The 26239-nt window shown below is 54.2% G+C and carries 24 protein-coding genes; 11 read left to right on the forward strand and 13 right to left on the reverse strand.

The window, feature by feature from the left end; all coding sequences use genetic code 11:
• The first annotated feature begins 176 nt into the window (after positions 1–176).
• Positions 177–893: a 3-ketoacyl-ACP reductase gene (locus FHS90_RS10495; RefSeq protein ID WP_066839121.1), complete on the forward strand. Its 717-nt coding sequence runs from the start codon at positions 177–179 to the stop codon at positions 891–893.
• 88 nt (positions 894–981) lie between these two features.
• Here FHS90_RS10495 and FHS90_RS10500 read toward each other — a convergent pair whose 3' ends face one another.
• Together FHS90_RS10500 and gndA are read right to left on the reverse strand one after the other, a co-directional pair.
• Positions 982–2127, reverse strand: a complete 1146-nt coding sequence (locus FHS90_RS10500) for a DEAD/DEAH box helicase (protein WP_066839125.1) — start codon at positions 2125–2127, stop codon at positions 982–984.
• Positions 2128–2704: 577 nt separating this feature from the next.
• Complete coding sequence (gene gndA, locus FHS90_RS10505; protein ID WP_182513009.1) at positions 2705–4627, reverse strand: NADP-dependent phosphogluconate dehydrogenase; 1923 nt, start codon at positions 4625–4627, stop codon at positions 2705–2707.
• Positions 4628–5018: 391 nt separating this feature from the next.
• Between gndA and ligA the strand changes: the two genes are divergently transcribed.
• Entirely contained in the window at positions 5019–7070 is a 2052-nt protein-coding gene (gene ligA / locus FHS90_RS10510; protein WP_182513010.1) for an NAD-dependent DNA ligase LigA, read from the forward strand.
• Between the two features lie 497 nt (positions 7071–7567).
• Here the strand turns inward: ligA and FHS90_RS10515 are convergent, their stop codons facing one another.
• The 3 genes from FHS90_RS10515 to FHS90_RS10525 are packed head-to-tail and all read right to left on the reverse strand — an operon-like array spanning position 7568 to position 9612.
• The gene (locus FHS90_RS10515) at positions 7568–7762 is read right to left on the reverse strand and encodes a hypothetical protein (RefSeq protein ID WP_182513011.1); all 195 of its coding nucleotides are present in this window, start codon (positions 7760–7762) and stop codon (positions 7568–7570) included.
• A gap of 41 nt (positions 7763–7803) precedes the next feature.
• Complete coding sequence (locus tag FHS90_RS10520; protein ID WP_182513012.1) at positions 7804–8580, reverse strand: ABC transporter permease; 777 nt, start codon at positions 8578–8580, stop codon at positions 7804–7806.
• A gap of 3 nt (positions 8581–8583) precedes the next feature.
• Complete coding sequence (locus FHS90_RS10525; protein WP_246386876.1) at positions 8584–9612, reverse strand: ABC transporter ATP-binding protein; 1029 nt, start codon at positions 9610–9612, stop codon at positions 8584–8586.
• Positions 9613–9745: 133 nt separating this feature from the next.
• On the opposite strand from FHS90_RS10525, the gene FHS90_RS10530 reads away from it, so the two are divergent.
• The 4 genes from FHS90_RS10530 (at position 9746) to FHS90_RS10545 (ending at position 13573) form a co-directional block, all read left to right on the forward strand.
• Complete coding sequence (locus FHS90_RS10530; protein WP_182513013.1) at positions 9746–10795, forward strand: sensor histidine kinase; 1050 nt, start codon at positions 9746–9748, stop codon at positions 10793–10795.
• A gap of 14 nt (positions 10796–10809) precedes the next feature.
• Entirely contained in the window at positions 10810–11541 is a 732-nt protein-coding gene (locus FHS90_RS10535; RefSeq protein WP_182513014.1) for a LytR/AlgR family response regulator transcription factor, read from the forward strand.
• A 158-nt stretch (positions 11542–11699) separates the two neighbouring features.
• On the forward strand, positions 11700–12578 hold the full coding sequence (gene dapA, locus FHS90_RS10540; RefSeq protein WP_182513015.1) for a 4-hydroxy-tetrahydrodipicolinate synthase: 879 nt from the start codon (positions 11700–11702) through the stop codon (positions 12576–12578).
• Between the two features lie 38 nt (positions 12579–12616).
• Positions 12617–13573 carry an alpha/beta hydrolase gene (locus FHS90_RS10545; RefSeq protein ID WP_182513016.1) on the forward strand — a complete coding sequence of 319 codons (957 nt, stop codon included), beginning with the start codon at positions 12617–12619 and terminating at the stop codon, positions 13571–13573.
• A 106-nt stretch (positions 13574–13679) separates the two neighbouring features.
• Here the strand turns inward: FHS90_RS10545 and FHS90_RS10550 are convergent, their stop codons facing one another.
• Together FHS90_RS10550 and FHS90_RS10555 are read right to left on the reverse strand one after the other, a co-directional pair.
• Positions 13680–14417 carry a (Fe-S)-binding protein gene (locus FHS90_RS10550; RefSeq protein WP_182513017.1) on the reverse strand — a complete coding sequence of 246 codons (738 nt, stop codon included), beginning with the start codon at positions 14415–14417 and terminating at the stop codon, positions 13680–13682.
• A 4-nt stretch (positions 14418–14421) separates the two neighbouring features.
• The gene (locus FHS90_RS10555) at positions 14422–15273 is read right to left on the reverse strand and encodes a hydroxymethylglutaryl-CoA lyase (RefSeq protein ID WP_182513018.1); all 852 of its coding nucleotides are present in this window, start codon (positions 15271–15273) and stop codon (positions 14422–14424) included.
• A gap of 123 nt (positions 15274–15396) precedes the next feature.
• Between FHS90_RS10555 and FHS90_RS10560 the strand changes: the two genes are divergently transcribed.
• The gene (locus FHS90_RS10560) at positions 15397–16005 is read left to right on the forward strand and encodes a DNA-3-methyladenine glycosylase family protein (RefSeq protein WP_182513019.1); all 609 of its coding nucleotides are present in this window, start codon (positions 15397–15399) and stop codon (positions 16003–16005) included.
• A gap of 565 nt (positions 16006–16570) precedes the next feature.
• On the opposite strand, the gene FHS90_RS10565 is transcribed toward FHS90_RS10560, so the two are convergent.
• A complete protein-coding gene (locus tag FHS90_RS10565) occupies positions 16571–17506 on the reverse strand; it encodes an isoaspartyl peptidase/L-asparaginase family protein (RefSeq protein ID WP_182513020.1) in 936 nt (311 codons plus the stop codon).
• A gap of 189 nt (positions 17507–17695) precedes the next feature.
• Here FHS90_RS10565 and FHS90_RS10570 point away from each other — a divergent pair, with 189 nt between their 5' ends.
• The 3 genes from FHS90_RS10570 to FHS90_RS10580 all read left to right on the forward strand — a co-directional run bounded on the left by FHS90_RS10570 (position 17696) and on the right by FHS90_RS10580 (position 19699).
• Entirely contained in the window at positions 17696–18076 is a 381-nt protein-coding gene (locus tag FHS90_RS10570) for a DUF3127 domain-containing protein (protein ID WP_066836654.1), read from the forward strand.
• Between the two features lie 131 nt (positions 18077–18207).
• Positions 18208–19062 carry an SDR family oxidoreductase gene (locus FHS90_RS10575; protein WP_182513021.1) on the forward strand — a complete coding sequence of 285 codons (855 nt, stop codon included), beginning with the start codon at positions 18208–18210 and terminating at the stop codon, positions 19060–19062.
• A gap of 13 nt (positions 19063–19075) precedes the next feature.
• Positions 19076–19699, forward strand: a complete 624-nt coding sequence (locus tag FHS90_RS10580) for an AlbA family DNA-binding domain-containing protein (RefSeq protein ID WP_182513022.1) — start codon at positions 19076–19078, stop codon at positions 19697–19699.
• Between the two features lie 68 nt (positions 19700–19767).
• Here the strand turns inward: FHS90_RS10580 and FHS90_RS10585 are convergent, their stop codons facing one another.
• Positions 19768–20256, reverse strand: coding sequence for a toxin-antitoxin system YwqK family antitoxin (locus tag FHS90_RS10585; RefSeq protein ID WP_182513023.1), 489 nt, complete (start codon positions 20254–20256; stop codon positions 19768–19770).
• A 233-nt stretch (positions 20257–20489) separates the two neighbouring features.
• Between FHS90_RS10585 and FHS90_RS10590 the strand changes: the two genes are divergently transcribed.
• Positions 20490–21866: a PhoH family protein gene (locus tag FHS90_RS10590; RefSeq protein ID WP_182513024.1), complete on the forward strand. Its 1377-nt coding sequence runs from the start codon at positions 20490–20492 to the stop codon at positions 21864–21866.
• Between the two features lie 121 nt (positions 21867–21987).
• Here FHS90_RS10590 and FHS90_RS10595 read toward each other — a convergent pair whose 3' ends face one another.
• From FHS90_RS10595 to FHS90_RS10610, 4 genes are all read right to left on the reverse strand, one after another.
• Positions 21988–22512, reverse strand: a complete 525-nt coding sequence (locus FHS90_RS10595) for a DinB family protein (RefSeq protein WP_066836662.1) — start codon at positions 22510–22512, stop codon at positions 21988–21990.
• Positions 22513–22582: 70 nt separating this feature from the next.
• Positions 22583–23812, reverse strand: a complete 1230-nt coding sequence (locus FHS90_RS10600; RefSeq protein ID WP_153042788.1) for a hypothetical protein — start codon at positions 23810–23812, stop codon at positions 22583–22585.
• A gap of 309 nt (positions 23813–24121) precedes the next feature.
• Positions 24122–25507 carry a HAMP domain-containing sensor histidine kinase gene (locus FHS90_RS10605; protein ID WP_182513025.1) on the reverse strand — a complete coding sequence of 462 codons (1386 nt, stop codon included), beginning with the start codon at positions 25505–25507 and terminating at the stop codon, positions 24122–24124.
• Positions 25504–26187 (reverse strand): response regulator, encoded by a 684-nt coding sequence (locus FHS90_RS10610; RefSeq protein WP_066836668.1) that lies wholly within the window; start codon positions 26185–26187, stop codon positions 25504–25506. Before FHS90_RS10610 ends, FHS90_RS10605 begins: the two co-directional genes overlap by 4 nt.
• Between the last annotated feature and the right edge of the window lie 52 nt (positions 26188–26239).

Consider the following 26239-nt stretch of genomic DNA (forward strand, 5'->3'; position numbering starts at 1 on the left):
AGAACGTGTGGGTAAAAAAAGTACCGGCGGCAACAGACCTTAACACACCACTTAACACACTAAAAGAATTTCCGTTAGTAAAAGAGACTGAAGCATGTATCCTGTAGGATACCGTGGCTGGCTATTCTAGAGAAGCCTGCATGTGCTAGTTTTGATCTAAAACAGACTGACAAACTATGGAATCACTGAAAGGGAAAACCGCTCTGGTTACCGGAGCCGGAAAAGGAATAGGAAGAGCCGTGGCCATTGCCCTCGCAAAACAAGGTGTAAACGTGGGGCTCCTGGCGCGCACTGAAAAAGACCTGCAGAAAGTTGCCGCCGAACTGGAGGAACTGGGGGTGGAAACCTCTGTGGTTACTGCTGATGTGGCCAATATTCACAGCGTGAACGAAGCAGTTGAACAGGTGCAGCAGGAATTGGGGTTCATTGACATCCTGATCAACAATGCCGGTACCGCCTCGTTTGGCAAGTTCATGGATCTGGAGCCCGAGCAGTGGGAGCAGATCATCAAAGTAAACCTGCTGGGGGCCTATTATGTGACCAGAGCCGTACTCCCGGCCATGATCTCCAACAAAACCGGTGACATTGTAAACATCTCCTCTACCGCCGGCCAGCGCGGCGCGGCGGTCACCAGTGCCTACAGTGCCTCCAAGTTCGGGTTGATTGGCATGAGCGAGTCCCTGATGCAGGAGGTAAGAAAGCACAACATCAGGGTCACCACCCTCACCCCCAGCACCGTGGCCACAGATCTGGCCGTTGAACTGAAACTCACAGACGGGAACCCTGACAAAGTCATGCAACCCGAGGATTTCGCCGAGTTTCTGGTGTGCCAGCTCACCCTCAACCGCAGGGTCTTCATCAAGGAAGCGGGCATCTGGTCTACCAATCCATAGTCGGCGGTGCCGAAAAATAAAAAATGCGTTTTAGGGCTGTTTTCAGAAAAACAGCCCTAAAACGCATTTGTCTTTCTAACTACTCAGATTAGAAGCCCTTCAGGTCAATCTCGGTTGTCTCTTGCGCAGGAATGATGCGTTTGGTTTGTTTCTGCACAATTTTAAAGTGGTGGGCATCTTCTGGGGTCACCAGGGTAATGGCCTCACCGGTGGCGGCGGCCCTGCCGGTACGGCCAATGCGGTGGATATAATCTTTGGAGGAGCGGGGCAGGTCATAGTTGATCACGTGCGGAAGAGACACAATGTCAATGCCGCGGGCCGCCAGGTCTGTGGCCACCAGTACCGGCACCTTTCCTTTCCTGAACAAGTCCAGCGCTTCTGTGCGGGCTCCCTGGCTTTTACCGCTGTGCAGCGCCACTGCTTTAATGCCGTTGTTGCTCAATTTGGTCACCAGGTGATCTGCCCGCTTGGTTGCTGACACAAATACCAGTACCTGCTGCATCTTCTGCTCCTTGATAAGATAGCGCAGAAAAGGGCCCTTCCGCTCGGTGTCCACCAGATAGGCGATCTCTTTGATAGCCGCCGGTACCAGACGTTGCTCGTCCTTTACCTCCACCACCTCTGGGGCATGAAGCAGTGTCTCCTGAATGGCCCGCACCTGGTTGTCCAGGGTGGCAGAAAAAAGCAGGTTCTGCCGCTTTTTGGGCAACAGCGCCAGGATCTGCCGCATCTCCTCTTCAAAGCCCAGGTTCAGCATTTTATCAGCCTCATCCAGCACCAGCGTCTCCACATCTGCCAGGTGTACCGCTTTTGACTCAACCAGGTCCAGCAGTCTCCCCGGGGTTGCCACCAGAATGTCGGTGCCTGACAGCCGCTTCATCTGCGGATTGATGGACACGCCCCCAAACACGGCTAACGTCTTGATCTGAATTGGTATATGGCGGCTGAACGAAAGAAACACTTCACCCACCTGCAGCGCCAGCTCCCGGGTAGGCACCAGCACCAGCACCTTCACATACCGGTTTCTGAACGCACGGTTGGTCTGTGCCCGGTCCAGCAGCGGCAAGGCATACGCGGCGGTTTTCCCGGAACCCGTCTGCGCAATGCCCAGCACATCCTTCCCTTTGAGCACCGCCGGAATGGCGCCCATCTGTACGGGGGTGGGTTGATCATACTGCTGGGCCGCCGCGGCGTTCACCAGGGGCTTTGTTAAACCTAATTCTGCAAAAGACATAGTGACATGTATGGAAAGTCACAAAGATACAGGTCTTTCCCGCAGGAAGATGTCAAAAGTTGGAGGTGAGGTTCTTTTCGGGATAAGATGTTTTCTGAAGAACCTGTTCAGACTTTCTTCTTCTTCTTTCTGAATAGTTTTACCCATGCCGCAAGGTCTGCTTGTGCCGCCGTTTTAGGGCTACTTTTCAGAAAATAGCCCTGAAACAGGAAGCTCTTCCACGCTAGCCCTAAATACACTAGCGCACACTTTCGCCTTTGATACTCCAGAAACCCTTAACCCCTTAAACAACAACATGCAAACGCAATTCCCATGGCAAGCCACTGCAGAAGCCTATGCCACTTAAGATTACAGGACAATTTCTAAAACAGAGGTAAAGCGGGTGCTCTCTTCAGATATTAACCACTTGGTCAATTACCTTTAAAACACCTCCTGCAGTCGCTCAAACTATTATAAGGCAGAACCCACTCCTGTTTTGGCCTGTTTTTAGAAAATCAGCCCAAAAACAGGAATTCTTGTGAGCAGCCTCTAACCAATCCTGCCAAGAAATTCAGGTTGAGAACTTCCGCTTCAATTGTTACCAAGCCACGTGAAAATACTGGTCTAAAGGCTGATCAACTCTTCTAAAGGTGTGGGCTCCAAAGTAATCACGTTGCGCTTGAATGAGGTTGGCGGGTGATTGCTGGCTCACGTACCCCAAAACGTAATTCAAAGCAGATGAGAAGACGGGCAAAGCCGCGTTGGCTTTCAAACCAGAGGCCACTACGTCTTTCCAGGAAGGCAGTAGCGTCGTCATTTTCTCTACCACCCGCGCCTGCTGGAGAAGGGGGCCTTCTGTTTTTAAAACATCTGCCAGCTCCTCCATGAGGAGGGAACGAATAATGCAGCCGTTGGTCCAGATGCGGGCAATGCTGCTCAAGTCCAGCTGCCAGTGGTACTCTTCAGATGCCCGCCGCATCAGTTCAAAACCAACGGCATGGTTCACCAGCCGCACCGCCTCATAGGCGCTTTTCACCTGTTGCACCAGCAGCAGCGGCACGCCCACCAGCTGTTCCGGCTCTACGGCATACACCTTTGCCGCCTGCACCCGCTGCGCCTTCTGCGCCGAAAGGTATCTGGCCATCACCGCCGCCGCAATGGGGTCTAGGGAAGCACCCACCTCCAGGGCGGCAGTTGTGCTCCAGCCGCCCGTTCCTTTTTGTTCGGCGGCGTCTAAAATTTTATCCAGCAGCGGTTCCCCGTCTTCCTGCTTCTGCAAAATGGCCACGGTGATCTCCAGCAGGTAACTGTCTAAACCGCTGTTTTGCCAGTTCTGGAATTCTTCGGCCACGGCCGATGGGGAAAAGCCCAGGTGAAACCGCATGAGTTGGTACGCCTCTGCCAGCGCCTGCATTTCAGCGTATTCAATGCCGTTGTGAACCATCTTCACAAAATGCCCGGCGCCCTCGGGGCCTATGTACGCGCAGCAGGCATTGCCTTTCCTGTCTTTGGCTGCCAGCCGCTCCAGCAGGTGAGCCACGCTGTCATAGCCCGCCCGTTCGCCGCCCGGCATCAGAGACGGCCCTTTCAACGCGCCTTCTTCGCCCCCAGAAATGCCCACGCCCAGAAAATGGAGATGCAGGCTTTTCATTTCCTGGGTCCGGCGGCGGGTGTCCAGGTAGTGGGAGTTTCCTCCGTCCATGACCAGATCCCCTTCTTGCAGCAACGGCCTGAGCTCTTTCAGGACGGCATCTACGGCCCCGCCTGCTTTCACCATCACCAGAATTCTTCTTGGCCGCTCCAGCGACTGCACAAAGGCCTCCATCTTAGAAAACGGCTGCAGGGGCTGGTCAGGGTGGGCCTGCACAAAATCCTCAGCCACCCGTTCTTCCACCCCTGCCACCGTACGGTTGTACACGGCCACCGGCACCCCTTTGCCCGCAAGGTTGAGGGCAAGGCTTTTGCCCATCACCCCCATGCCAATCACCCCAAATTGTGCCAGCGTTTTATCAGAGTTTTCTTCAGTGGCGGCCATAACGTGATAATGGTTTATGATTTGTTGTACAAGCAGCGCAGGTGAATGCACAATGTGAAGGTGCAAGGCAGTTTGCGGCACCTCCAGGGTCTCCAGCTGCGACTCCAGCAGAATCCTGGGCATGAAATGACCCGCCCGGTTGCCAATGCGCTCCTGCAGCACCTCCCTCTCCCCGTGCAGGTAGATCACCTTCAACGGGGAGGCCAGATCCTGCTGCAGCGCCTGACGGTACTGTTCTTTTAAAGCCGAACAAGCCATGACTAGCTCCTGCCCCGCCTTTTCAGCTTCCCGCAGCAGCTGGTTCAGCCGCAGGAGCCAGTCCTTCCGGTCATCATCTGTCAGCGGAATGCCCTTGCTCATTTTCTGCACACTCGCTGGCAGATGGTAGTCATCGGCATCAATAAAGTGAAGATGCAGCTGCTGGGCCAACAGATAGCCCACGGTGCTTTTGCCACTCCCTGACACACCCATTACAAGGTAAGACATAGGGTAAGGTTTGGATTCTTACCAGGAGGTACGCATAGATGTAGTTTCCGTTCCCTTGTACCTGATTTTTCCCTTTAAGGTCATGGCAAGTAGAGAGGGCACAAAAAGAGGTTCATGCCAATTGTTTACTAAATGGACGCCCTCCCCACCTGGGCTCATAATCTAGCCTATCTAAAGGAATAGAGAGACTACGTTATGGTTTTTCCTTGTTTTCGGCCTGTTTTCTCAAAAAGAGGCCAAAAACAAACGCCTGCTGTAAATCAAGTGCTTGCTATAACAAAGGGATTTCTTTTTTGCCGGGGCAGGAGTCCCCCTCTAATTTAGGAGAGGCTGGGGGTGGTGAAACCTCCTTTTCCCTATCTTTACCGGGTAAACTTTACCACCACCCGCCATGCCTGAGCAGAACCCGCAAGCCCGTATTCTGGAGCTGACCAACCGTCTGAACTACCTCAACTACCAGTACTACCAGAACAGTGTCTCAGAAGTGTCTGATTACGAGTTTGACCAGATGTTGAAAGAGCTACAGGAGCTGGAAGAGGCGCATCCGCAGTATAGGTCAGACAACTCCCCCACCCAACGCGTTGGCGGTACCATCACCAAGAATTTCCCTACGGTGAAGCACAAGTACCCTATGCTTTCCCTGGGCAATACCTACTCTGAGGCAGAGGTGCGGGAATTTGACAAGCGGGTACGCAAAGTGACCGGCGACGAGGTGGAGTATGTCTGCGAGCTTAAATTTGACGGTGTGGCCCTCAGCCTCACCTACACCAATGGCGCCCTCAGCCTGGGCGTGACCCGCGGTGACGGTACCCGTGGCGATGACATCACCCCCAACGTGCGCACCATTAGAACCATTCCGCTGCACCTGCACGGCGAAGATGTACCGGCAGAGGTAGAAGTGCGGGGCGAGGTCTTTATGCCGTTCAACGTGTTTGAGGAACTGAACAAGGAGCGCGAGGAGATAGGCGAAGCCTTGATGGCCAACCCGCGTAACGCCACGTCTGGAACCCTGAAACTGCAGGACTCCAAAGAAGTGGCCCGCCGCCGGTTGAGCATGTTCGCTTACGGTTTGTTGAGTACGCCAACTTTATTTGACAGCCATTCTCAAAGTCTGGAGGCGCTGCAGCGGTGGGGGCTGAATGTGTCGCCTACCTGGCGCGTGTGCCAGAACATTGACCAGGTGCTGGACTTCATACACGAATGGGAAACCAAACGGTTTGAGCTGCCCATAGCCACAGACGGCATTGTGGTGAAAGTGAATTCCTACGCGCAGCAGGAGGAACTTGGGTACACCGCCAAAAGTCCCAGATGGGCCATGGCATACAAGTACAAAGCCATGGAAGCCGTGACCGAGCTGCTGGAGATTGAATACAACGTGGGCAGAACCGGCGCCGTGACCCCGGTGGCCATCATGAAACCGGTGCTGCTGGCGGGTACCACGGTGAAGCGGGCCTCGCTGCACAACGCCAATGAGATAGAGCGCCTGGGGCTCATGCTGCACGACCAGGTAATGGTGGAGAAAGGCGGCGAGATCATACCCAAGGTAACGGCCGTAAAAACAGAACTCAGGCCAGAAAACGCAGAACCCATTGTCTACCCCACCACCTGCCCCGCCTGCAACACCCCCCTTATTCGTACCGAAGGGGAAGCCAACCACTACTGCCCCAATGAGAAAGGCTGTCCGCCGCAGGTGAAGGGCAAGCTGGAACACTTCATCAGCCGAAAAGCCATGAACATCATGAGCCTGGGCGAAGGCAAAATAGAACTCCTCGCCGAGCGCGGCCTGGTCACCAGCCCAGAGCACCTCTATGATCTCACCTATGACACGCTTTTTGGGCTGGAGAAAGTGTACCAAGACGAGGAAACCGGCAAAACCCGCACCGTCAAGTTCCAGAAGAAGACAGTAGACAACATCTTGAGCGCCATAGAGAAATCAAAAGAGGTGCCGTTTGACCGGGTGCTGTTTGCGTTGGGCATCCGGTTTGTAGGTGCCACTGTGGCACAAAAGCTGGCCCAGCATTTCCGGAACATAGATGCCCTGCGGGCCGCCTCTGAGGAGGAACTCATTGCCGTGCCGGAGATTGGGGGACGCATTGCCGCCTCAGTGCGCGAATATTTTCAGGACCTGGCCCATGTGCACGTGGTGGAGCGCCTGAAGGAGCACGGCCTGCTGCTGGACCTGGGCGAACTGGAAGTAGTAGCGCCTCAGAGCAACAAGCTGGAAGGGCTCACGTTTGTGGTCTCCGGTGTCTTCTCCGGCTATTCCCGTGATGCACTGCAAGAGACCATTGCCGCCCACGGCGGAAAAGTGGTCAGCTCCATCTCCAAAAAACTTTCTTTTTTAGTGGCCGGTGATAAAATGGGGCCCAGCAAATTAGAGAAAGCCACCGCACTGGGGGTGAAAATTGTGAGCGAAGAGGAGTTCAACCAGATGATTTCCTAATCATTCCAGCCCCCTGGCACAGGATAAGTGGACCGGCACCCCACTGCCTTGCCTGGCAGCCAGCCGCCTGCTTTTCTGTTTTCGGGCTGTTTTCCCAAAAACAGCCCGAAAACAGAAAAGCGGCAGGAACCCCGGCCGCTTTTCTACCACTTATTACAACTAAAACAATCTTACTCTTTAACAACTACAGACAAAACCAACTTCTAAGGAAAAGGTTTACCACCAGAGAACATTCTCCCTTATTACCTTACATTTCATAGTTACAAGCGCACAAATCTGCTATTTCCCTGCCACCCAGCTTTCCGCCTGGCGGTAGGGTCAACCCCGACCTTTCTTTTGGCAGCCCTCCCTACATGGCCGTTGACCGCTCCCTCACCAGCCTTGTCATAAAGGGCCCGGGGTGAATTTCTGTTTTCGGCCTGTTTTTCAGAAAACAGCTCCAAAACGCAAGAGCAGACACTTTCTGGAAGTCTTTAACTAGAACTGGGGAAGCAGGGTTACCGCCACCGCAAAAGCTCTGAGGGGAACTGGAGCTTCTCCTCCACCTCGCCCACTGCTGCTTTGAAGACAGTGTCTTTTTTCATTTCCAGTTGTTGCTGGTACTGCTCCAGGGCCAGTTGCCCCTGTACGTCCCACTGCGCATTTACCCAGCCCAGGGCGGCACCAACTACTAAAGTGAAGAGAATTTTCATGGTTTCTGTTTATGACCTGTTTTAGTGAAAAGAGGGGAAAACTAAAGAATCTGTCTTCGGGCCGAAGCCCAGAGGGCCAGCAGCAGCAAACTGAGGCTGGCCAAAACACTGTACCACATCTGCGGCACAAACACCCCGGCGCCTTTGGTAAAGAAACCCATTGCTGAAAAATAGGGCCAGCTGTACGGGTAATAGCCAATGTGCTCCCACCGTGACCCAATCAGGAATGCCAGTGTGAACAGAATGCCCAAACCTATGCTCATGGCAATGCTCTTATACCTATAACTGATGCAGAACTGCAAGGTGAAGATGAACAGCGAGCCAATGAAGATCCGGAAGGCCCCCAAACTGATGCTTCCCACGTGGTGGTAGTGCTGAAATCCTAGTTCCGGCCGCAGCCATCCCAGCACATAGCCCGCCGCCAGCATTGCAGCCAGAAATGTAAAGTAGGTGGCCAACACCAGACCCAATTGAAGGAGGTATTTGTTCAAGAAAACGCTCCATTTAGGCACTGGCAAGGCGTACAGCTGCTTCCACCCGTGGGAGGTATGCTCGGTGCCGTTCACCAGTGCGGTGATAAGCGCCAGGTACATGGGCACCAGCAGTTGGGCGGTGGCATTGAGGTTATTACCCGCCCAGAGAAACCAAGGATCCTCGCCCGGCTTGATTAATTTTTCGCCTCTAAAGAAGAAGACTAGAAACGTCATGCTCACCACAGCTAGTGGAGCCAGCAGCGCCAGCCAGAAGGCCCAGGTGCGTTTAATTTTCAACGCTTCGGCCGAAAGGCCACGGCGGAGATAGATGCCAATTGCTTCCATGGCTTAAACGAGGGCTAGAGGTTGGGGAATAGAGGTTTCAACAGAAGGAACCTCAGTCATGGAGAGGAACAGCTCCTCCAGGCTTTGCTGCGCGAAGACCAGTCCGGTGACCGGCACCCCCTGCTCCACCAGCAGTTGGTTCAGAACGGCAGCTTCGGCTTTCTCCTGCACGGCCACCCGCAGCCAGTTCCCGCCCATGGTTTCTACCGCCAGGCCGTGCGCCAGCAATACATCTCTGGCCAGCAGGGTATTGGCCACCTCCAGCTCCAACACGTTGGCTTGTATGGCTACCTGCTGAAGCTCCTGCACGCTGCCTTCAAAAGAGAGTTTCCCCTGATGCAGAATAGACAGGTGCGTCACCGTTTTCTCTATCTCACTGAGCAGGTGGCTGGAGACGAAAATGGTTTTGCCGTGCTGCTGGTTCAGGTCTTTGAGCAGTTGCCGCATTTCCCTGATGCCGCTGGGGTCAAGCCCGTTGGTGGGTTCATCCAGGACCAGCAGTTCAGGGTCTGAGAGCAGGGCCAGGGCAATTCCCAGCCGCTGGCACATACCCAGTGAGTACTGCCTGACGGGCCGGTGGGCATCTGCCGAAAGACGTACCATTTCCAGCACCGCAGCAACCCGTTTCTTCTCCACCCCCAGGAGGCGGCGCATCACCTCCAGATTTTCGGTACCGGTGAGGTGCCTGTAGAGGCTGGGCGTTTCAATGAGCGCGCCCACCTTCTGCAGCACCTCTGCTCTATGCTGCCTCAGTTCGCGCCCAAAAAGCTGTACTTCTCCTGCTGTTGGGTGCAGTAGGCCCAGCAGCAACCGGATGGTGGTGGTCTTTCCTGCACCGTTGGGTCCCAGAAAACCATAGATGCTCCCTTTGGGAATGTGCAGATCCAGCCCTTTCAATATATTCTGGCGGCCATAGCGGTAGCAGAGGTTCTGGGTGTGAATGAGCAGGTCTTTCATGGCGTGGTGACGAAGTGATGTCCAAAAGAAGTCCATTACCCAGCCGTCTGCAACTAAACTATACCAACCCGCCATTCCTTTAGACGAATCACCGGTTCATCCCCTTCAACCTGTTCATCTATACATTTGGGGCGTTGGTCTAAATGTCCCTCCATCTTAACGCAAACCTGTTTTGAATGTGTAGTTTTGGATAGCTTTACCAAGAGAAATGAAGAAACACATTCCGCTGCTGTTGCATGTGCTGCTCTGGGTGACCCTGCTGGCATTGACCCTGTTGGTGCACTTCAACATGGGCGAACCCAACTGGATTCCCATACCCTGGCTGGCGCTGGACGTGACGCAGACCATTCTTTTTCACCTGTTGCTGTTTTACTTCAACTGGTTTGTGCTGGTGCCCAAGATCCTGGCCAAAGACCGGGTGGTATGGTACGCCCTGGCGGTTATTGCCACGCTGGCGGTTTACGCGGCGGTGCGGGCGCCCATTGAGATCTGGGAGAAAAAAGCCATAGCCCAGGAAGTAGCCAGAATGGCCCAACAACTACAGAAACACCCTTCCCTCCTGAATTTTGGGCACAACATGCTCCAGATTGCCGTGACGGGGGTGATGAGCATCTTCCTGAGTTCGGCTTTAAAAGTAACGGGGGACTTTCTGCGCAACGAGCGCCGCCGGAAGGAACTGGAGCTTCAGCACACCCATACAGAACTGGAATTGCTCAAGTCACAGGTGAACCCGCATTTCCTGTTCAACACGCTCAATAATATCTATTCGCTCGCCTACCAGAACGCCCCCAGTACGCCAGATGCCATCATGAAGCTCTCGCTGCTGCTGCGGTACCAGCTCTATGAAACCCAGACGGCGCAGGTTCCCCTGGAAAAAGAGCTGGAGCACCTGCAGCACCTGCTGGACCTGCACCGCCTGCGCCTGCCCAACCCGGCGCTCCTGACCCTGGAGGTGTACGGTGATGTCTCCCGCGTGCAGTTGCCGCCCATGCTCCTCATGCCCCTGGTGGAAAACCTCTTCAAGCACGGCCTCACCACCGCCCCCATGCAACTGAGGCTGGCAGTGGAGCAACATAGACTGACTTTCACCACAGACAACACCCTCAAGCCCAACGCCCCCAAAGACGCCTACGGCGGAATTGGTCTACAAAACCTGCGCCGCCGGCTTGAATTGCTGTACCCCAGCTCCTTCTCCCTTCAAGCAGAGGCGCAAGGGTCTCAATTTGAAACCACCCTGGTGCTCACCCTGCTATCCTAACCGTACCTTGTTCTATGCAACTCACCTGTCTTGCCGTTGATGATGAGCCCCTTGCGCTGGATCTGATGCGCTCCTACATCAGCAAAATCCCGTTCCTGCAACTGGTGCAATCCTGTTCCAGCGCCCTGGAAGCCATGGCAGTGATGCAGCAACAGCCCATTGACCTGCTTTTTCTGGACATAGAAATGCCAGAACTGACGGGCGTGCAGTTTGTACAGTCACTCTCCCACCGCCCCGCCGTCATTTTCACCACCGCCTATCCGCAGTACGCCCTGGAGGGGTTCAGCTTAGACGCGGTAGACTACCTGCTCAAGCCCATTCCGTTTGACCGTTTCCTGCGGGCCGTGAACAAAGTGCATGAGCGGGCGCAGCTGCAGCAGCAACTTGTAGCCCCGGCCCCGGTTATGCCTTCGGCCCCGGCCGAAAACGAGGATTTCATTTTTGTAAAGGCTGACTACAAGACGCTGCGGGTGAACCTGAAAGACATTTTATTCATTGAAGGCCTGAAGGACTACGTGATCCTGCACACCATAAACCGCAAGATTATCACGCTGTTATCAATGAACAAGCTCATGGAGAAACTGCCGGAACATGACTTCGCGCGGGTGCACCGGTCATACATTGTCTCCCTCCCGCACATTGAGGCCATAGAGAAAAGCCGCATTAAAATAAAAGAGCAGGAGATCCCTATTGGAGACAGCTACCGCGAGGAGTTTATGCGCTGGGTGGAGAGTAAGAATCTTTAGCTCCTCTCAAACCTGATTTTCTGTTTTGGGGCTGTTTTCTGAAAATCAGCCCCAAAACAGAACTGAGGCAAAGGGCTTTCCAAAACAAGCGTTAGTAACGTTTCACATATTACCTTGTGAATCATTATCTTTGACCACACAACCCATAGAAAACAAACATGCAAGCATTAAGAGGAACGGGCGTGGCGCTGGTAACTCCCTTCAACCAAGACCTGAGCGTTGATTTTGAAGGATTTGGCCGCCTGATTGACTATACCATAGAGAACGGCGTAGATTACCTGATTGTGAACGGCACCACCGGCGAGTCTGTGACCACCACCCCCGCTGAGAGAAAAGAGCTGCTGGCCTTTGCCAAAGAGCGCATTGCCGGCCGCAAGCCCTTGGTGTACGGCCTAGGGGCCAATGATACCCACTATGTACTGGACCTGATCAAAGGCCTTGACTTTGAAGGCATTGCCGCCATCCTTTCAGTATGCCCCTACTACAACAAGCCCTCACAGGAGGGCGTCTTTCTGCACTATACCGCCATTGCTGACGCTTCTCCGGTGCCGGTGCTGCTGTACAACGTGCCGGGCAGGACAGGCATTAACATGAGTGCCGCCACTACGCTCAGGCTGGCCCAGCACCCCAACATCATTGGCACCAAAGACGCCTGCGGAAACCTGGAGCAGTACATGGCCATTATTGAAGGAAAACCGGAAGGCTTTCTGGTGATCAGCGGTGATGACATGACCACCGTTCCCCTTATCTCAGTGGGTGGAGACGGCATTATTACCGTTCTGGGCAATGCCTTTCCGGAGAAGTTCAGCCGGATGACGCGCCTGGCGCTGGAAGGGAATTTTACCGAAGCCGGCCCGCTGCAACGTTCCTTCGGGAAGATCAACCCGCTGATGTATGAAGAAGCCAACCCCGTGGGTATAAAGCTGGTGCTGCAGCAGGCGGGCATCTGTGAGCCGTACGTTCGCCTTCCGCTGGCGCCGGCTTCAGAGAGCCTGAAACAGCGCATCAAAGAAGCCGCCGCTCCTTTACTGGCCTAGCCTTCTCGGGCGTTTATCGGCTCTTTTTCTGAAAACAGATGAAAAACAGATTATTCCCTCTCCTCCTGCTTGTGTTGGCAGTGTGCACCCGCGTTCTTGGGCAAGGCAGTTCTGCTGCCGGAGAACCCGTTGAACTGGCTACGCCGAAGGGCATGGTAAAAGGGACCCTGCTGGTGCCGGTGTCTTCTAAACCCCTGCCGGTGGTGCTGATCATTGCCGGCTCCGGCCCCACAGACCGCAACGGGAACAGCGTAGCCACCCAGAACAACAGCCTGAAATTGCTGGCTGAAGGGCTGCATCAGCAGGGTATTGCCACCCTGCGCTATGACAAACGCGGCTCAGGGGAGAGTATCTCCGCCTTAGGCGAAGAAAAAGACCTCCGGTTTGATGACTACGTGACCGATGCCACCCATTGGGTGCAGAAGCTGAAGAAGGACAAGCGTTTCAACCGGGTGGTGGTCATGGGGCACAGTGAAGGCTCTTTGATTGGCATGCTGGCCACCCAGCAAGCCAAAGCAGACGCCTTTGTTTCCCTTGCTGGCCCGGGCCAACCGGCAGATAAAATCATCAGGAACCAGTTGCTGTTGCAGCCTAAAGCGGTGACAGACATCGCCTATCCGGCCTTAGACTCTCTGAAGCTGGGCAAAACCGTGGCCAATGTCAATCCTATGCTGGGCGCCCTTCTCCGCCCCAGCGTGCAACCGTACCTCATCTCCTGGTTCAAATATGACCCGCAGGTTGAGTTGAAGAAGTTGACAGTACCCGTTCTGCTGGTACAGGGTGATCAGGACTTGCAGGTACCCAAAAAAGAGGCCGACCTGTTGCTGGCAGCGGCGCCTAAAAGTAAGCTGGTGGTCCTCTCAGGCATGAACCACGTCTTGAAAGAGGTAGGGACAGACTATAATGCCAATGTTGCTTCCTATAAGAATCCAGAACTTCCCTTAGCGTCTTCTTTGGTACCAGAGGTAAGTGCTTTTGTGAAGGGGTTGAAGTAGCGTCAAGAAAAATAGTATAGGTTCAGTAAAAGCAACGTCTCCCGTTTTTGGCCTGTTTTCTGAAAAACAGGCCAAAAACGGGAGACGTTACTTTTATTATTTTATTCTACCACCCCTGCGTCAGCACATCGGCAATGTGCAGAACCTTGATGGGTTTGTTGTTCTTTTTGATGTAGGCCTCCAGGTGCATAAGGCAGCTGGTGTCAGTAGAGACAATGTATTCGGCGCCGGTGCTGAGGGCATTCTCCACTTTCTGCTCGCCCATGGCGGTGGAGATGGCCTCAAATTTGGCGGCAAACGTGCCCCCGAAGCCGCAGCAGGTCTCGGTTTCCCGCATTTCTATCAGCTGCAGACCTTCTACCATGCCTAGCAGTTTGCGGGGACCTTCTTTAATGCCGCACTCGCGCAGGGCGCTGCAGGAGTCATGGTAGGTGACCTTGGCCGGCAGCTTGGCCCCCGGTATACTCTTCACCTGCAGCACATCCACCAGAAACTCTGTCAGTTCCAGCACCTTCCGCTCCACGGTGCGGTATTTTACCAGCTGGGACGAGGCCACGTACAGATCAGCGTAGGCATTGCGCACCATGCCCACGCATGACGCAGAGGGCGCCACAATATAATCAGCGCCCTCGCGGGAAAAATCCTCTAAAAATTTATCTGAGATCTGGCGGCACTCCTTCTGGAAACCTGCGTTGAAAGCGGGCTGTCCGCAGCAGGTCTGGTTGGCGTTGTAGCGCACGGTGCAGCCCAGCGCTTCCAGCAGTTTCACCATGTTCCAGGCGGTGTTGGGAAACAGCTGGTCTACAAAGCAGGGAATAAATATATCTACTACCGGTTGTGGCATGTATCTAAAGCGAATGGAAGACGCTGGAAGCCAGCGCAAGCGACTTCTGCAGTGCGTCTTGGTTTAACCCCAAAGGTACGCCTTTCTCCTGTAAATACGCCAGCATTTTCTCTGTGGGCATATTCCCCACCAGCTCGTCTTTGGCCATGGGGCAGCCGCCGTAGCCCAACAGGGCGCCATCCATTCGGCGGCAGCCGCTGGCGTAGGCCGCCTCCACCTTTTCCTGCCACGTAGACGGCGTGGTATGCAGATGCGCCCCAAACTCCACCTGCGGGAATTCTGGGATGAGGGTAGAGAACAGGTGGGAAATGGTGGCAGGGGTAGAAACGCCAATGGTGTCTGACAGGGAAATGATCTTCACCCCCAGCGCGTCCAGTTTCTGCGTCATCTCGGCGGCCAGTTCCGGTGCCCACGGTTCCCCGTACGGGTTCCCGAAGCCCATGGACAGGTACAGCACCAGCTCCTTCCCCGCCTTTATACACAGTTCCTGCATCTGCGCCACCTCGGTCATGGCTTCGGCAATGGTTTTGTTGGTGTTGCGTTTCTGAAACTCCTCAGACAGTGACAGCGGAAACCCCAGGTACTTGATCACCTCCTGCGCCACCGCCTGCTCCGCCCCCCGCACATTGGCCACAATGGCCAGCAGCTTGGTTTTTGCCCCGGAAGTGTCCAGCTGCGCCAGTACCTGGGCCGTGTCCCGCATCTGCGGAATGGCCTTGGGCGAGACAAAGCTCCCGAAGTCCAGGGTATCAAACCCCACTTCCAGCAGCGTCTGCAGGTATTCTACTTTCAGCGCGGTGGGCACAAAATCCGGAAGGCCTTGCATGGCATCACGGGGGCATTCAATTATTTTCATGCAACTAAGGTTCGTTTGGTACGAAGATAAAAATTTATGGCGTCTGCACCACCTTTGCTTGTCTCTGCTACTTTTCCGGCCGCTAAACTTGACTAAAGTGTCAGGAAAGCGGCATCTTTAGGCATGAATCCGCACGCAGCTCTCTTTTCACAGGACCCGGTTCTGTTCCACCTCGTCAAAGACCAGCCTCCCCTGCCGGAGCGCCTTCCGGCGAAATCAATCTATGACGCGTTGCTCAGCTCGGTTATTTCGCAGCAGCTGTCGGTGAAGGCGGCCGCCACCATCAAAGCGCGTTTCCTGGCCCTTTTTCCCGAAACAGACCCAAAACCGGAATGGGTGCAGGCTACGCCCGATGAGGTTCTACGCAGCGTGGGCCTCTCCGGGCAAAAAGCCAAGTACCTCAAAAGCATAGCCGCGTTCAAGGCAGCGGGAAACTTAGAGGATGACACCATTGCCCACCTCCCCGACGAGGAATTGATCCTGCACCTGACCCAGATCAAGGGCGTTGGCCGCTGGACCAGCGAAATGGTGCTCATGTTCACCCTCCACCGCCCCGACGTGATGCCGCTGGATGATCTGGGCATCTACAAAGCCATGAAAAAGCTCTACGGGTTCACCGCCCCCCTGAAAGAAGCCAAAGCCACCCTGCTGGAACTCTCCCAACCCTGGCGCCCCCACCGCACCCTCGCCTGCCGCTACCTCTGGAAGTCTCTGGACAATGCGCCGGTGTAGTAGGATACCCTGGATGCGAGCAGCGGTCAAACCCACTCCAACAACTCCCATAAGGAGAATTCCCGTTTTCGGGCTGTTTTCAGAAAAACAGCCCGAAAACGCAAAAGACGAACCCCTTTATGCTCTTGGCAATACGCAATCCCCAACTTGTGTACCTCTCCGGATTTGCAATCCGCAGCTTTTGCGGCTCAAGATGAAGTAGCGGGTGATACTAATTTTTTAATAAATGCTTCCTGATTGCAAATCAGAAAAAGCAGGACGTGAACATAATTCTGCTGATCGGGACTTCCACTCCCTAATTTGATCACTGCTGATTTTCAATCTCTCGCTTTTGCTATCCAAAAATTTATTTCTCTTCCTTGCCCTTGCTCTTCCCTAGCTCTTCCGGAGTTCTACTCCGGAAGCTTCCTGCCGGGGAGTTCCACTCCCCTACTTTGGCCTTGTTCCCCAGCGGAGTTGCACTCCCAAATTGCCTTTACCACGTGCCTACCCCAGGAGGAGGCAAAGGAGAAATTTCTGTTTTTGGCTTATTTTCCAGAAAACAGCCTGAAAACAGAAAGTCAAATCAATCATTATAAATAGCCACTAGTGGTTCCTGCCCTGCTACCCAACTCCCCCGGTACATGCCTTCAGAATTAAACGGCATGGCCACCTCCCCTGTAGCAGACACCGCCACCAACCCGCCTTCCCCGCCTAGTTTCACCAGCTTTTCTTTTACCACCAGATCTGCCGCTTGGGTCAAGGAAAGGCCTTTGTATTCCATAAGGCAGGAAATGTCATACGCCACCACGTTCCTGATGAAGAATTCCCCGTGGCCGGTGCAGGAGACGGCGCAGGTGTGGTTGTTGGCATAGGTGCCTGCCCCAATGACCGGGCTGTCGCCAATACGGTTGAAGTTTTTGTTGGTCATGCCGCCGGTAGAAGTAGCCGCGGCCAGGTTGCCGGCCTGGTCTAAGGCCACGGCCCCCACGGTACCAAACTTTTTCTCCACTGAATGGTCCAGCATGTAGGTATCAGAATCCCGCAGGGCTTGCCATTGCTCATAGCGGTGCGGGGTGTAAAAATAGTCGTCGGGCTCAAAGGGTAAGCCTTGGTTGCGGGCAAATTCTTCGGCGCCCGCCATGCAGAGAAACACGTGGTCTGACTGCTGCAGGACCGCTTTCGCCAATTGAACGGGGTTGCGCACATTCTTTACGCCCGCCACGGCCCCGGCTCCCAAGGTTTTACCGCACATGATGGCCGCGTCCATTTCGTGTTTGCCCTGTTTGTTGAAGACAGATCCCCGTCCCGCGTTGAACAAGGGGCAGTCTTCTAAGGACACCACCACTGCCTCTACCGCCGCTAACGCCGTGTCGCCGCCCTGCAGAATAGCATGCCCCACCTCCAGCGCCTGCCGCAGGGCAGACCGGTAGTCAGCATCCATTTGGGGGGTGAGGGTACTGCGGGTGATGGTGCCGGCGCCGCCGTGCAGGGCAAGGGAGAAAGGAACAGTTCTTGGCATATGGTTCAGGTTCTAAGGGGTGCTACAGAAAGTGCTTACGCAAAAAAAAGGATCTTTCTCATGGGCAGAGGAGATTTTTCTTGCCCCCGCGGGAACAAAATTAAAGTGCCGGGGCGGGAATCTTACCCCTGAAATCTTTGTATCTTTGTAGAGTTTACTTTACTAATTATTCATATTAATTCTACATCTATGTCTTTTGATGTTCAGGGAAGATTGCACGAAATCTTTGACGAAACCCAAGTGAGCGAAAAATTCCGCAAGCGCGAATTCGTACTGGAGATTCCGGACGGCTCTTATACGCAGTATGCCAAATTTCAGCTTACCCAAGACAAGTGCGGCCTTCTAGACAGCTACAAAACAGGCGATGAGGTGAAGGTGGCGTTCAACCTGAGCGGCAAGCCTTTCACCAAGAACGGCACCACCATGTACTTCACCAACCTGCAGGCCTGGAGAATTGAGCACGCCGGTGCTGCCCAGCCGCAAGGCGGCGGAAACGGGGGGTACGCCCAGCAGCAGCCTGCCAAGCCAAGCTTTATCAGTGATGACCTTGACAACGACCTTCCTTTCTAAGGAATTTTAACTTCATACTCCTGGAAATGCGACCCCTACCGGTCGCATTTTTTGTGTACCCTCCCCCTCACAGCTAAATTGGCACAATTTGCGTAGGGAGTAAAACCAACGCGAATGGTAATAGTTTCTACATGAACAGACAGTTAGCAGGGAAAGTAATGGTGGTCACGGGGGCAAGCGCCGGCATTGGCAAAGCCACTGCTGAAGCCTTGGCCTATGCCGGCGCCACGGTGGCCATGGTGTGCCGAAGCCGGGAACGGGGCCAGAAAGCCATGCAGGATATACAAAAGAAGGTTCCTGGCGCAGACCTGCACCTGCATCTGGCAGACCTCTCCCTGATGGGCAATGTGCGGGAGCTGGCGCAGGAATTATCCTCTACCTACCCCGTCATTGATGTGCTGGTGAACAATGCGGGCATGATGCCGGGGTTGCAGCAACTCACAGTAGAAGGCTGGGAAGTCAGCTGGGCCACCAACCATCTGGCTCCTTTTCTGCTCACCAACCTGCTAATGGACAGCCTGCTGGCGGCCCCGCAGGGCAGAATCATCAATGTAACGTCAGAGGCGCACCGGCTGGGGCAGATTGACTTTGAGCACGCGGGCATGGCCAAGAAATACAGCGCCGTGACCGCCTACGCAGACTCAAAGCTGGCTAACATCTATTTTACCTATGAGCTGGCCAGAAGAACAGAGTTCACTCCTCTCACGGTGAACTGCCTGCACCCGGGGGTGGTGGCCACCAATTTCGGGAAGACCAGCAACTTTTTTATCAGAACCACTATGATGCTGGGGCGGTTGTTTATGAAATCTGCCGCCGGTGGGGCGCAAACGTCTGTCTATCTGGCAACATCGCCGGAGGTGGAGCAAATCAGCGGCAAATATTTCAAAGACAAAAAACAGAAACGGTCAGCCAACGACTCCTACAACAGCCACATTGCCCGCCGGTTGTGGGACCTGAGTGCGGAACAAACCCAATTCACCTCTTAACCCCATTGCTCCCATGCAAGAAATGCTGCTCCTGATCCTGAAGGGCGAAAGCGACACGCTGGAGTTCAAGAAGACCATTACGAACCCTGACCGCATTGCCCGCACCCTGGTCTCCTTCGCCAATACGCGGGGCGGTCAGATTCTGGTGGGCGTGCAGGACAACGGCACCATCTGCGGCGTAGACCCAGAGGAGGAGAAGCACACGCTGGAGCAGGCCATCTCCTTTTTCTGCGACCCGCCCGTGAGGGTGGTGTACAAGGAGGTGGAGATGGACGAAGGCACTATTCTCAAAGTCATTGTTCCCGAAAGCGCCACCAAACCGCACCTGGCCAAAGTAAAGGAAGGCGACTGGCGAAGCTATGTGCGGGTAAAGGACGAGAGTGTGCAGACAAGCAAGCTGGTGGAGAAATCCCTCATACTGGAACCAGCCGAGGAAGCAGAGGAGGCGCCCCTAAACCACCAGCACCAACGCCTCCTGCTCCTCTTGCAGAAGCACCGCAAGCTTACCCTCAAACAGGTCATGCACCACGCCAACCTCTCCAGACGGCGCGCCCAGCGGCTTCTGGTAGAACTGGTGCTGCAAGGCAAAGTGCGGCTGCATGACAAGGAGAAGGAACCATATTTCACGCTGAGTTAGCTTTATAAAAGACCTTTGTTGAGGACTTCTGTTTTAGGCCTGTTTTTCAGAAAACAGGCCTAAAACAGCTATTCCTGCCCTTCTTCCTTCGGTTTTATAGGATGTTCAGAGGAAGGTTTCCCCCGGGTAAAGGTTTTCCAGCCTAACCAGGTACCCGTGGAGTCATAGTACTGCCAGTCACCGTGCCACTGGTATTTCAGCAGGTTCTTCTCTTCAAACAGATAGGCCATGCCCGTTTTCTCTATCTTTCCGTTAGGATAGTAAAAAATGGTTCTGATACGCTTTTTCTTGGGCTCAAAGAATTCCAGCCGCTCCAGTTTCCCCGTTTCTGTATAGGTTTTCCAGCGGCCTTTGGCCTGACCGCGTTTGTAACGGCCCTTGTACATGAGCTGTTCGGGCTTATGGCTATAGAACTCCCGCCAACGGCCCTGCCGGTACCCTTCTTTGTTGTCCTGGTTCCATTTCCAGGGCCATACCTGCCCTTCGGCAGGAGACAGAATAAGAAGGGAGCTGACAACGAGTACAGTAACTGCTTTTATTGTAAAAGAAGTCCTCATGGTGGTAGTGGTTTACTTAAATGCCGCTTATTAAATGCTACTCCCAGCAATGGCAACCTGACCTTTTTAAGTAGAGCAGTTTACCAGTGGCTGATGTACAACGAAAACTTTAGTTGAAAATAACTAAACATTTAGTTAAAAAGCAAAACATTTTCCTAACCCAGAAAATTAGGGGGAAATGAAAATTACCGGTACCTTCTTTCGTAGAGAACAAAACAGCAACACTACCACCTGTGAAGAAACCCACCACTCCCCGTAAACGGGCATCAGCGAAGGAGGCTGACCCGCAGAAAGTGAAAAAAGCCTTTGTGCTAGACACTTCTGTCATTCTGTATGACCACAGTGCCGTAGAGCATTTTGGCGAACATGATGTGGCCATCCCCATCACCGTGCTGGAGGAGCTGGACAACTTCAAGAAAGGCAATGACATCAAGAATTTTGAGGCGCGGGAGTTTATCCGGTTCATTGACAACCTTTCAAACGAGCACATGCTGCAAACCTGGCTTCCGCTGGAGGGCAGCAACAAAGGCAGGTTTAAGGTGCTCATGAGTCATACAGCGCCCGTAGACGCTGAGAAAATCTTCAGCGACAACAAAGCCGACCATAAGATTCTGAACGCCACCCTGGCGCTGCAGCAAGAGATGCCAGACCATAAGGTGGTGCTGGTGACCAAAGACATCAACCTCAGGCTGAAGGCAAGGGCGCTCAATCTTTCAGCGGAAGATTATGAGACGGGCAAGATCCAGAACGTGACCAACCTGTACCGCGGCAATGACCTGGTGGAAGACATACCGCACCCGGTGATCACCAAGTTGTATGACGAAGGCGAATGCCCGGTAGAGGAAGCACTTCCCAACCCGCCGTCAGACAATCATTATTTTATCCTGCGCAGCACCAAATCATCTGCCCTGGCTTATTACAACCCGGAGCAGCGGGTGCTGGAGCGGGTAGATAAACTGACGGCCGTGGGCATCAAACCCAGAAACGCCGAGCAGACCTTTGCCCTGCACGCCATTCTGCACCCGGAGATCAAGCTGGTTTCTATTCAGGGCGTGGCCGGAACGGGAAAGACGCTGCTGGCCCTGGCGGGCGCGCTGGAGCAGCGGGATACCTACAATCAGATTTACCTGGCCCGGCCCATTGTGCCGTTGAGCAACCGTGACCTGGGGTTTCTGCCGGGAGATGCCAACTCTAAAATTGGCCCGTACATGGAGCCGCTCTGGGATAACCTCAAGTTCATCCAGAACCAGTTCACCCCCCACAGCAAGGAAAGCAACAAAATCAAGGAGATGGTGGAGGAAGAGCGGTTGGTGATCACGCCGCTGGCCTACATACGCGGCCGAAGCCTTTCCAACATCATCTTTATTGTAGACGAGGCGCAGAACCTGACGCCCCACGAGGTCAAAACCATTATCTCCCGCGCCGGCCAGAATACCAAAATCATCTTCACCGGTGATATTTACCAGATAGACACGCCGTACCTGGACTCCCAGAGTAACGGCCTCTCCTACCTCATTGACAAAGCCAAGAACCACAAGCTGTACGCGCACGTGACCCTGCAAAAAGGCGAACGCTCAGAACTGGCCAACTTGGCCAATGACCTGCTGTAAAAATTGCTGATTGTTCTCCTGCTTTCCGTTTTGGGGCTGTTTTCTGAAAAACAGCCCCAAAACGGAAAAATTGCTGCTGCTGCTGCTGCTGCCCGGCCTCTTAAAACCAAGAGTGAACAGTTTACAGTTTAACCAGATAGCGCTCTTTCAGGATATTGAAATGGTGCCGCTCATGACCCGCTATGATGAAGGCCAAAGCCCTGGCGGTAGCAGGGCCCCCGTTGGCGTTTCCCACGCGGGTGAGGGCTTGGGCGGGCATGTTCTGGAACAGGGCCAGCGTACCCTCTCTCACCACCTGGTGCTCCGCTAGAAGACTCTGCAGCGTCCTCTCCTGGAAATGGCCGTTCTGCACGTATAGATTTTCCTCAAAGCCGGGCAAGGGGGCCTGCTCCCCCCTGGCCACACACAACGCCCGGTAGGCCATGATGCGCTCTGTATCAACCATGTGGCCCAACAGTTCCTTCACCGTCCATTTTCCGGGGGCATAGGCAAAATCGGCTTCGCCCTCACTTACCCGGCCAAACAATTGCACCACCTCCTGCTGCTGCTTTTGCAGGAGCTCCAGAACATCTGCGTGCTCAGGCACCAGCTGTAGGTAGTTTTCAAAATAAGGATTGTATTCTTCGGGCGAGGGTCTCTGAATCATAGTGGTCACTGGTGTGGGTTCAAATCTAGCCGGTCTACAGACCGGCAATGCAAAGCAAGTAATTTAAAGGCTAATATTCCCGCCGGAGCGGTTTTCCGCCCCCGCCTATACCTACGGTGAAACTGTGAATGTAACCCGTGTACCCGGTAGGCCACTGCGGAAGGTTGAATGAGTACCTGAACCGGAGAAACCAATAACTCCGCTCCTGCTGCACAGAAACAATGGCTGTCTTAGGTTTCCCAAGTTTTAAATCAAGGTTGAGGCCGGCGGCATAGGTGATATGGGCCCCAATGTCGGCTTCTTCCAGATCGGGCTCTTTTTCTGTGTCATGCTGCGTAGGCCCAAAGTTGGAGGCCGCCACCCCGGCAAAAGGACTTACCTTCCAGCGTTTGGTGTCTGCCACCACGTAGCCAATAGAGGCCTCCGGAATGAAAATCCTGACCTGCGAGTCATTCTCCCACACGGCATTGCCATACGGTATATCTCGCCGGGTAAACCCGAACCCAATGTAGTTGCGCAGGAACAGCACCCAGTCTTTATAATATACATCAAAGGCAATACCCATGGGTACCATGTTGGAGAAGCTCTGCCGCATATTTCCGGTGAGATGCCCATACCCGGTGAAAAACTCAAAGGCCCCGCCCCATTTTGCCGGCACCATCTTGTACCTGATGTTGCTCCTGATAAAGGGCTCATACTGGCTGTAGGGGTAACCCGAAAGAAAAGCGTCTGCTTTCTGGTTGAGCGAGTCCTGCTCCTGCTCCGTTTTCTGACGGGGCTGGAGCAGGTAGTCCAGCTGCAACAGCAGAAACTCCTTGTCCATCTTTCTCAGGTCTGCCTGCAGCACCTGCTGCGTGAGCAGGTCTTTTGACGCTCTGGAACGGTCAATCACCACCTGGAAAAGCTTATCAGGCAGAGGGGGAATAGCGTGCTCCCGGCGGAAAGGGGCCAGTGTATCAGGCTGGGCAATACTGTTGAGGAGGTCTGCATAGTCCTGGGTCCAGTAAGAGAGGGCCCACAACTCCACCGGGTAAAAGGCAAGGTAGTCCTTGGTGGCCACCTCCTGCTGCAGATACGCTTTCACCTCCTTCACCTTCTGGTAATCACCTTCCATGAACCTGTCCAGGAGCAGCCTTCGGCCTTTAGAGATGAGGTCAGCCTGAGACTCTTTGTAACCTAGAATCTCCTTTCTCAGGTTTTCGTTCTGCTGGGCAGCGGCGTCTGCTGGGCTGCCCCACCAGCAGATCAGCAACAGAGGGAGGTGGCAAAGTCTGTCCGTTATGATTCTCTTTATCTTCATCTGGAACAAAAAGGTTGGTTTTACAGCAAGTGTACATACTGACTCCTTTACTAGTGGGCCCGCCCCTACGGTATAAAGTTCTAACCAGAAAACAGGTAGATGCTTTCGTCTTTGCCGCCAACAGAAAGATCAGGTTGAAAGATAGGAATTTCTAATATTTCACCCGCCCAAGGGGTATCACTATTTATTCTGTTTTTGATGCCTCTTCCCGCCAGTCATGGGGGCAGATACTGATAGGCTGCGTTTTAGGGCTGTTTTTCTAAAAACAGCCCTAAAACAGGAAAAAGCGGAATGGCCTGTGAACAGCAGTTACAGCTTGTAGACCTCATATAATTTGGGCAGAGTAATGGTTACCACAGTACCCTGGTGAAGCTGCGAATCAACCACAATTGACCCCCGGTGCAGTTTTATGATTTTCTCGGCCAGCGGCAGCCCAATCCCGTGGCCCGAGATATCGCGCACATTCTCAGCCCGGAAGAAGGGCACAAACACCTTCCGGACATCATCTGGGGTCATGCCTATGCCCTGGTCCCGCACCTGCAGAATCAGAAAACGCGTCTGTACCTCAATGGTGGCAGAGATAACGGGTGATTCCCCAGAGAATTTGGCCGCGTTCTCCAGTACATTCACCATGGCAATGAGCAGCAGCGCCTCATTGCCGCGCACTATCAGTTCCCTCTCCTCTTCCGGCAGGTCTGAGAACTGCACATCCAGAACCATCTTCGGCTGCCGTTTTCTGGCCTCGGCACTGGCCTGCCACACCAGCTCATCCATCCTGAGGGGTTCCATGGGCACTTTGGTGGTATCTGTGCTGGCTTGCACCATCTGCAGCAGCCCGTTGGAGAGCTGGGTCAGCAACTGGGCATCTTCCAGAATTGACTGCAGCACCCGCTCGTACTCCTCTGGCTGACGCCGGTTCAGCAGGGCTACCTGCAGTTCGCCAATCATGGCGGTGAGGGGGGTGCGCAGCTCATGGGAGGCGCTGTGCACAAAAGTCCGCTGGGCTTCAAAGGCGGTCTCCAGCCGGTCCAGCATGCTGTTGAAGGTTTGCGCCAGCTGGCCCACCTCATCTGCGCCATCTGCCTGGGTGAGCCGGCGGTGCAGGTCAGAGGCGTTGATCTTCTCCACCTCTGACACCACCTTCTGGAACGGCCGGAGCGCCGCCCTGGAAAAGACGATGCCGCAGAGGACCACAATCACCACCGCCCCCACAAAGCCGGTAATCAGGAGCGTTCGCAGGTGCTGCAGCTTCATGAGGTTGTACAGATCAACCGAAGAGGCCAGCACCAGGTAAATTTTGCCGCGGTGCAGGTACCTGATCCCCACCAGCTGCCGGTCTTTTCGGAGCACCCTCACCTCCCCCAGCCGCCTTATCTGCTGCTTGAGGGCGGGGGTCACCTCAATCCCGTCTTCACCCTCACTAAAGATCAGCCTGTCCTGCGGGTCATACACATGTACCACCTCTTTGGGCAGCATCTGGTAGTAGAGGCGCTGGTCCAGGGCGTGCTGCTGAGGGCTTACCGTGTCAGCGTCCAGCACGTAGTGCGCCGTGGCGTAGGCCCGGTTCAGAATGCGGCCGTAATAGTCATTGGTGCGGTACAGGGAGCTGAAATAGTAAACAGAGACCGAAAACAGCAGGAGAATCCCGGTGAAGATAGCGGTGAACTGGAGGGTAAGCTTGGTCTTGATTTTCATTTCTCTTCCATCTCTTTCAGCACATAGCCCATGCCCACCAGCGTGTGGATCAACTTGGGGGTAAAGTCCCGGTCAATTTTCTTCCGGAGGAAATTGATGTACACGTCAATCACGTTGCTGCCGGTGTCAAATGAAGTTTCCCAGACCTGCTCAATAATGTCTACCCGTGACACCACCCGCTCCTTGTTGCGCAACAGGTACTGCAAGAGGGCAAACTCCCGGGCGGTTAACGAAATAGGGACCCCGCTGCGGTGTACAGTTTTCTTCTGCACGTCCAGCTCCAGGTCAGCCATCTTCAGCACCTCGGTCCCCACACTCTCCTGGCTTCTGCGGGTGAGCGCCCTGATGCGGGCCAGCAGCTCCTGAAACTCAAACGGCTTCACCAGGTAATCATCGGCCCCGGAGTCCAGGCCCAGTATCTTATCATCTGTGCTGCCCAGCGCGGTGAGCATGAGAATGGGCAGGGTAAGGTTATGCTGCCTGATGGTTTTGCAGACCTCCACCCCGTTCATGCGCGGCAGGATCACATCCAGAATCACCAGGGCGTACTCTTTCTCCAGCGCCAGCTTGGCCCCGTAGAAACCGTCATAGGCCTGGTCAACCTCATACGTATGCTCTTCTAATCCTTTCTTGATGAAGGCACTTACCTTGGGCTCATCTTCAATCAGGAGGATTTTCATGTGGCGGTGTGGCTAAGGGTGAGACAGTAAAGGTAAGCAGAAACCAGAAGTT

This window comes from Rufibacter ruber, assembly GCF_014138425.1.
In the GTDB taxonomy this organism is placed as follows: Bacteria; Bacteroidota; Bacteroidia; order Cytophagales; family Hymenobacteraceae; genus Nibribacter; species Nibribacter ruber_C.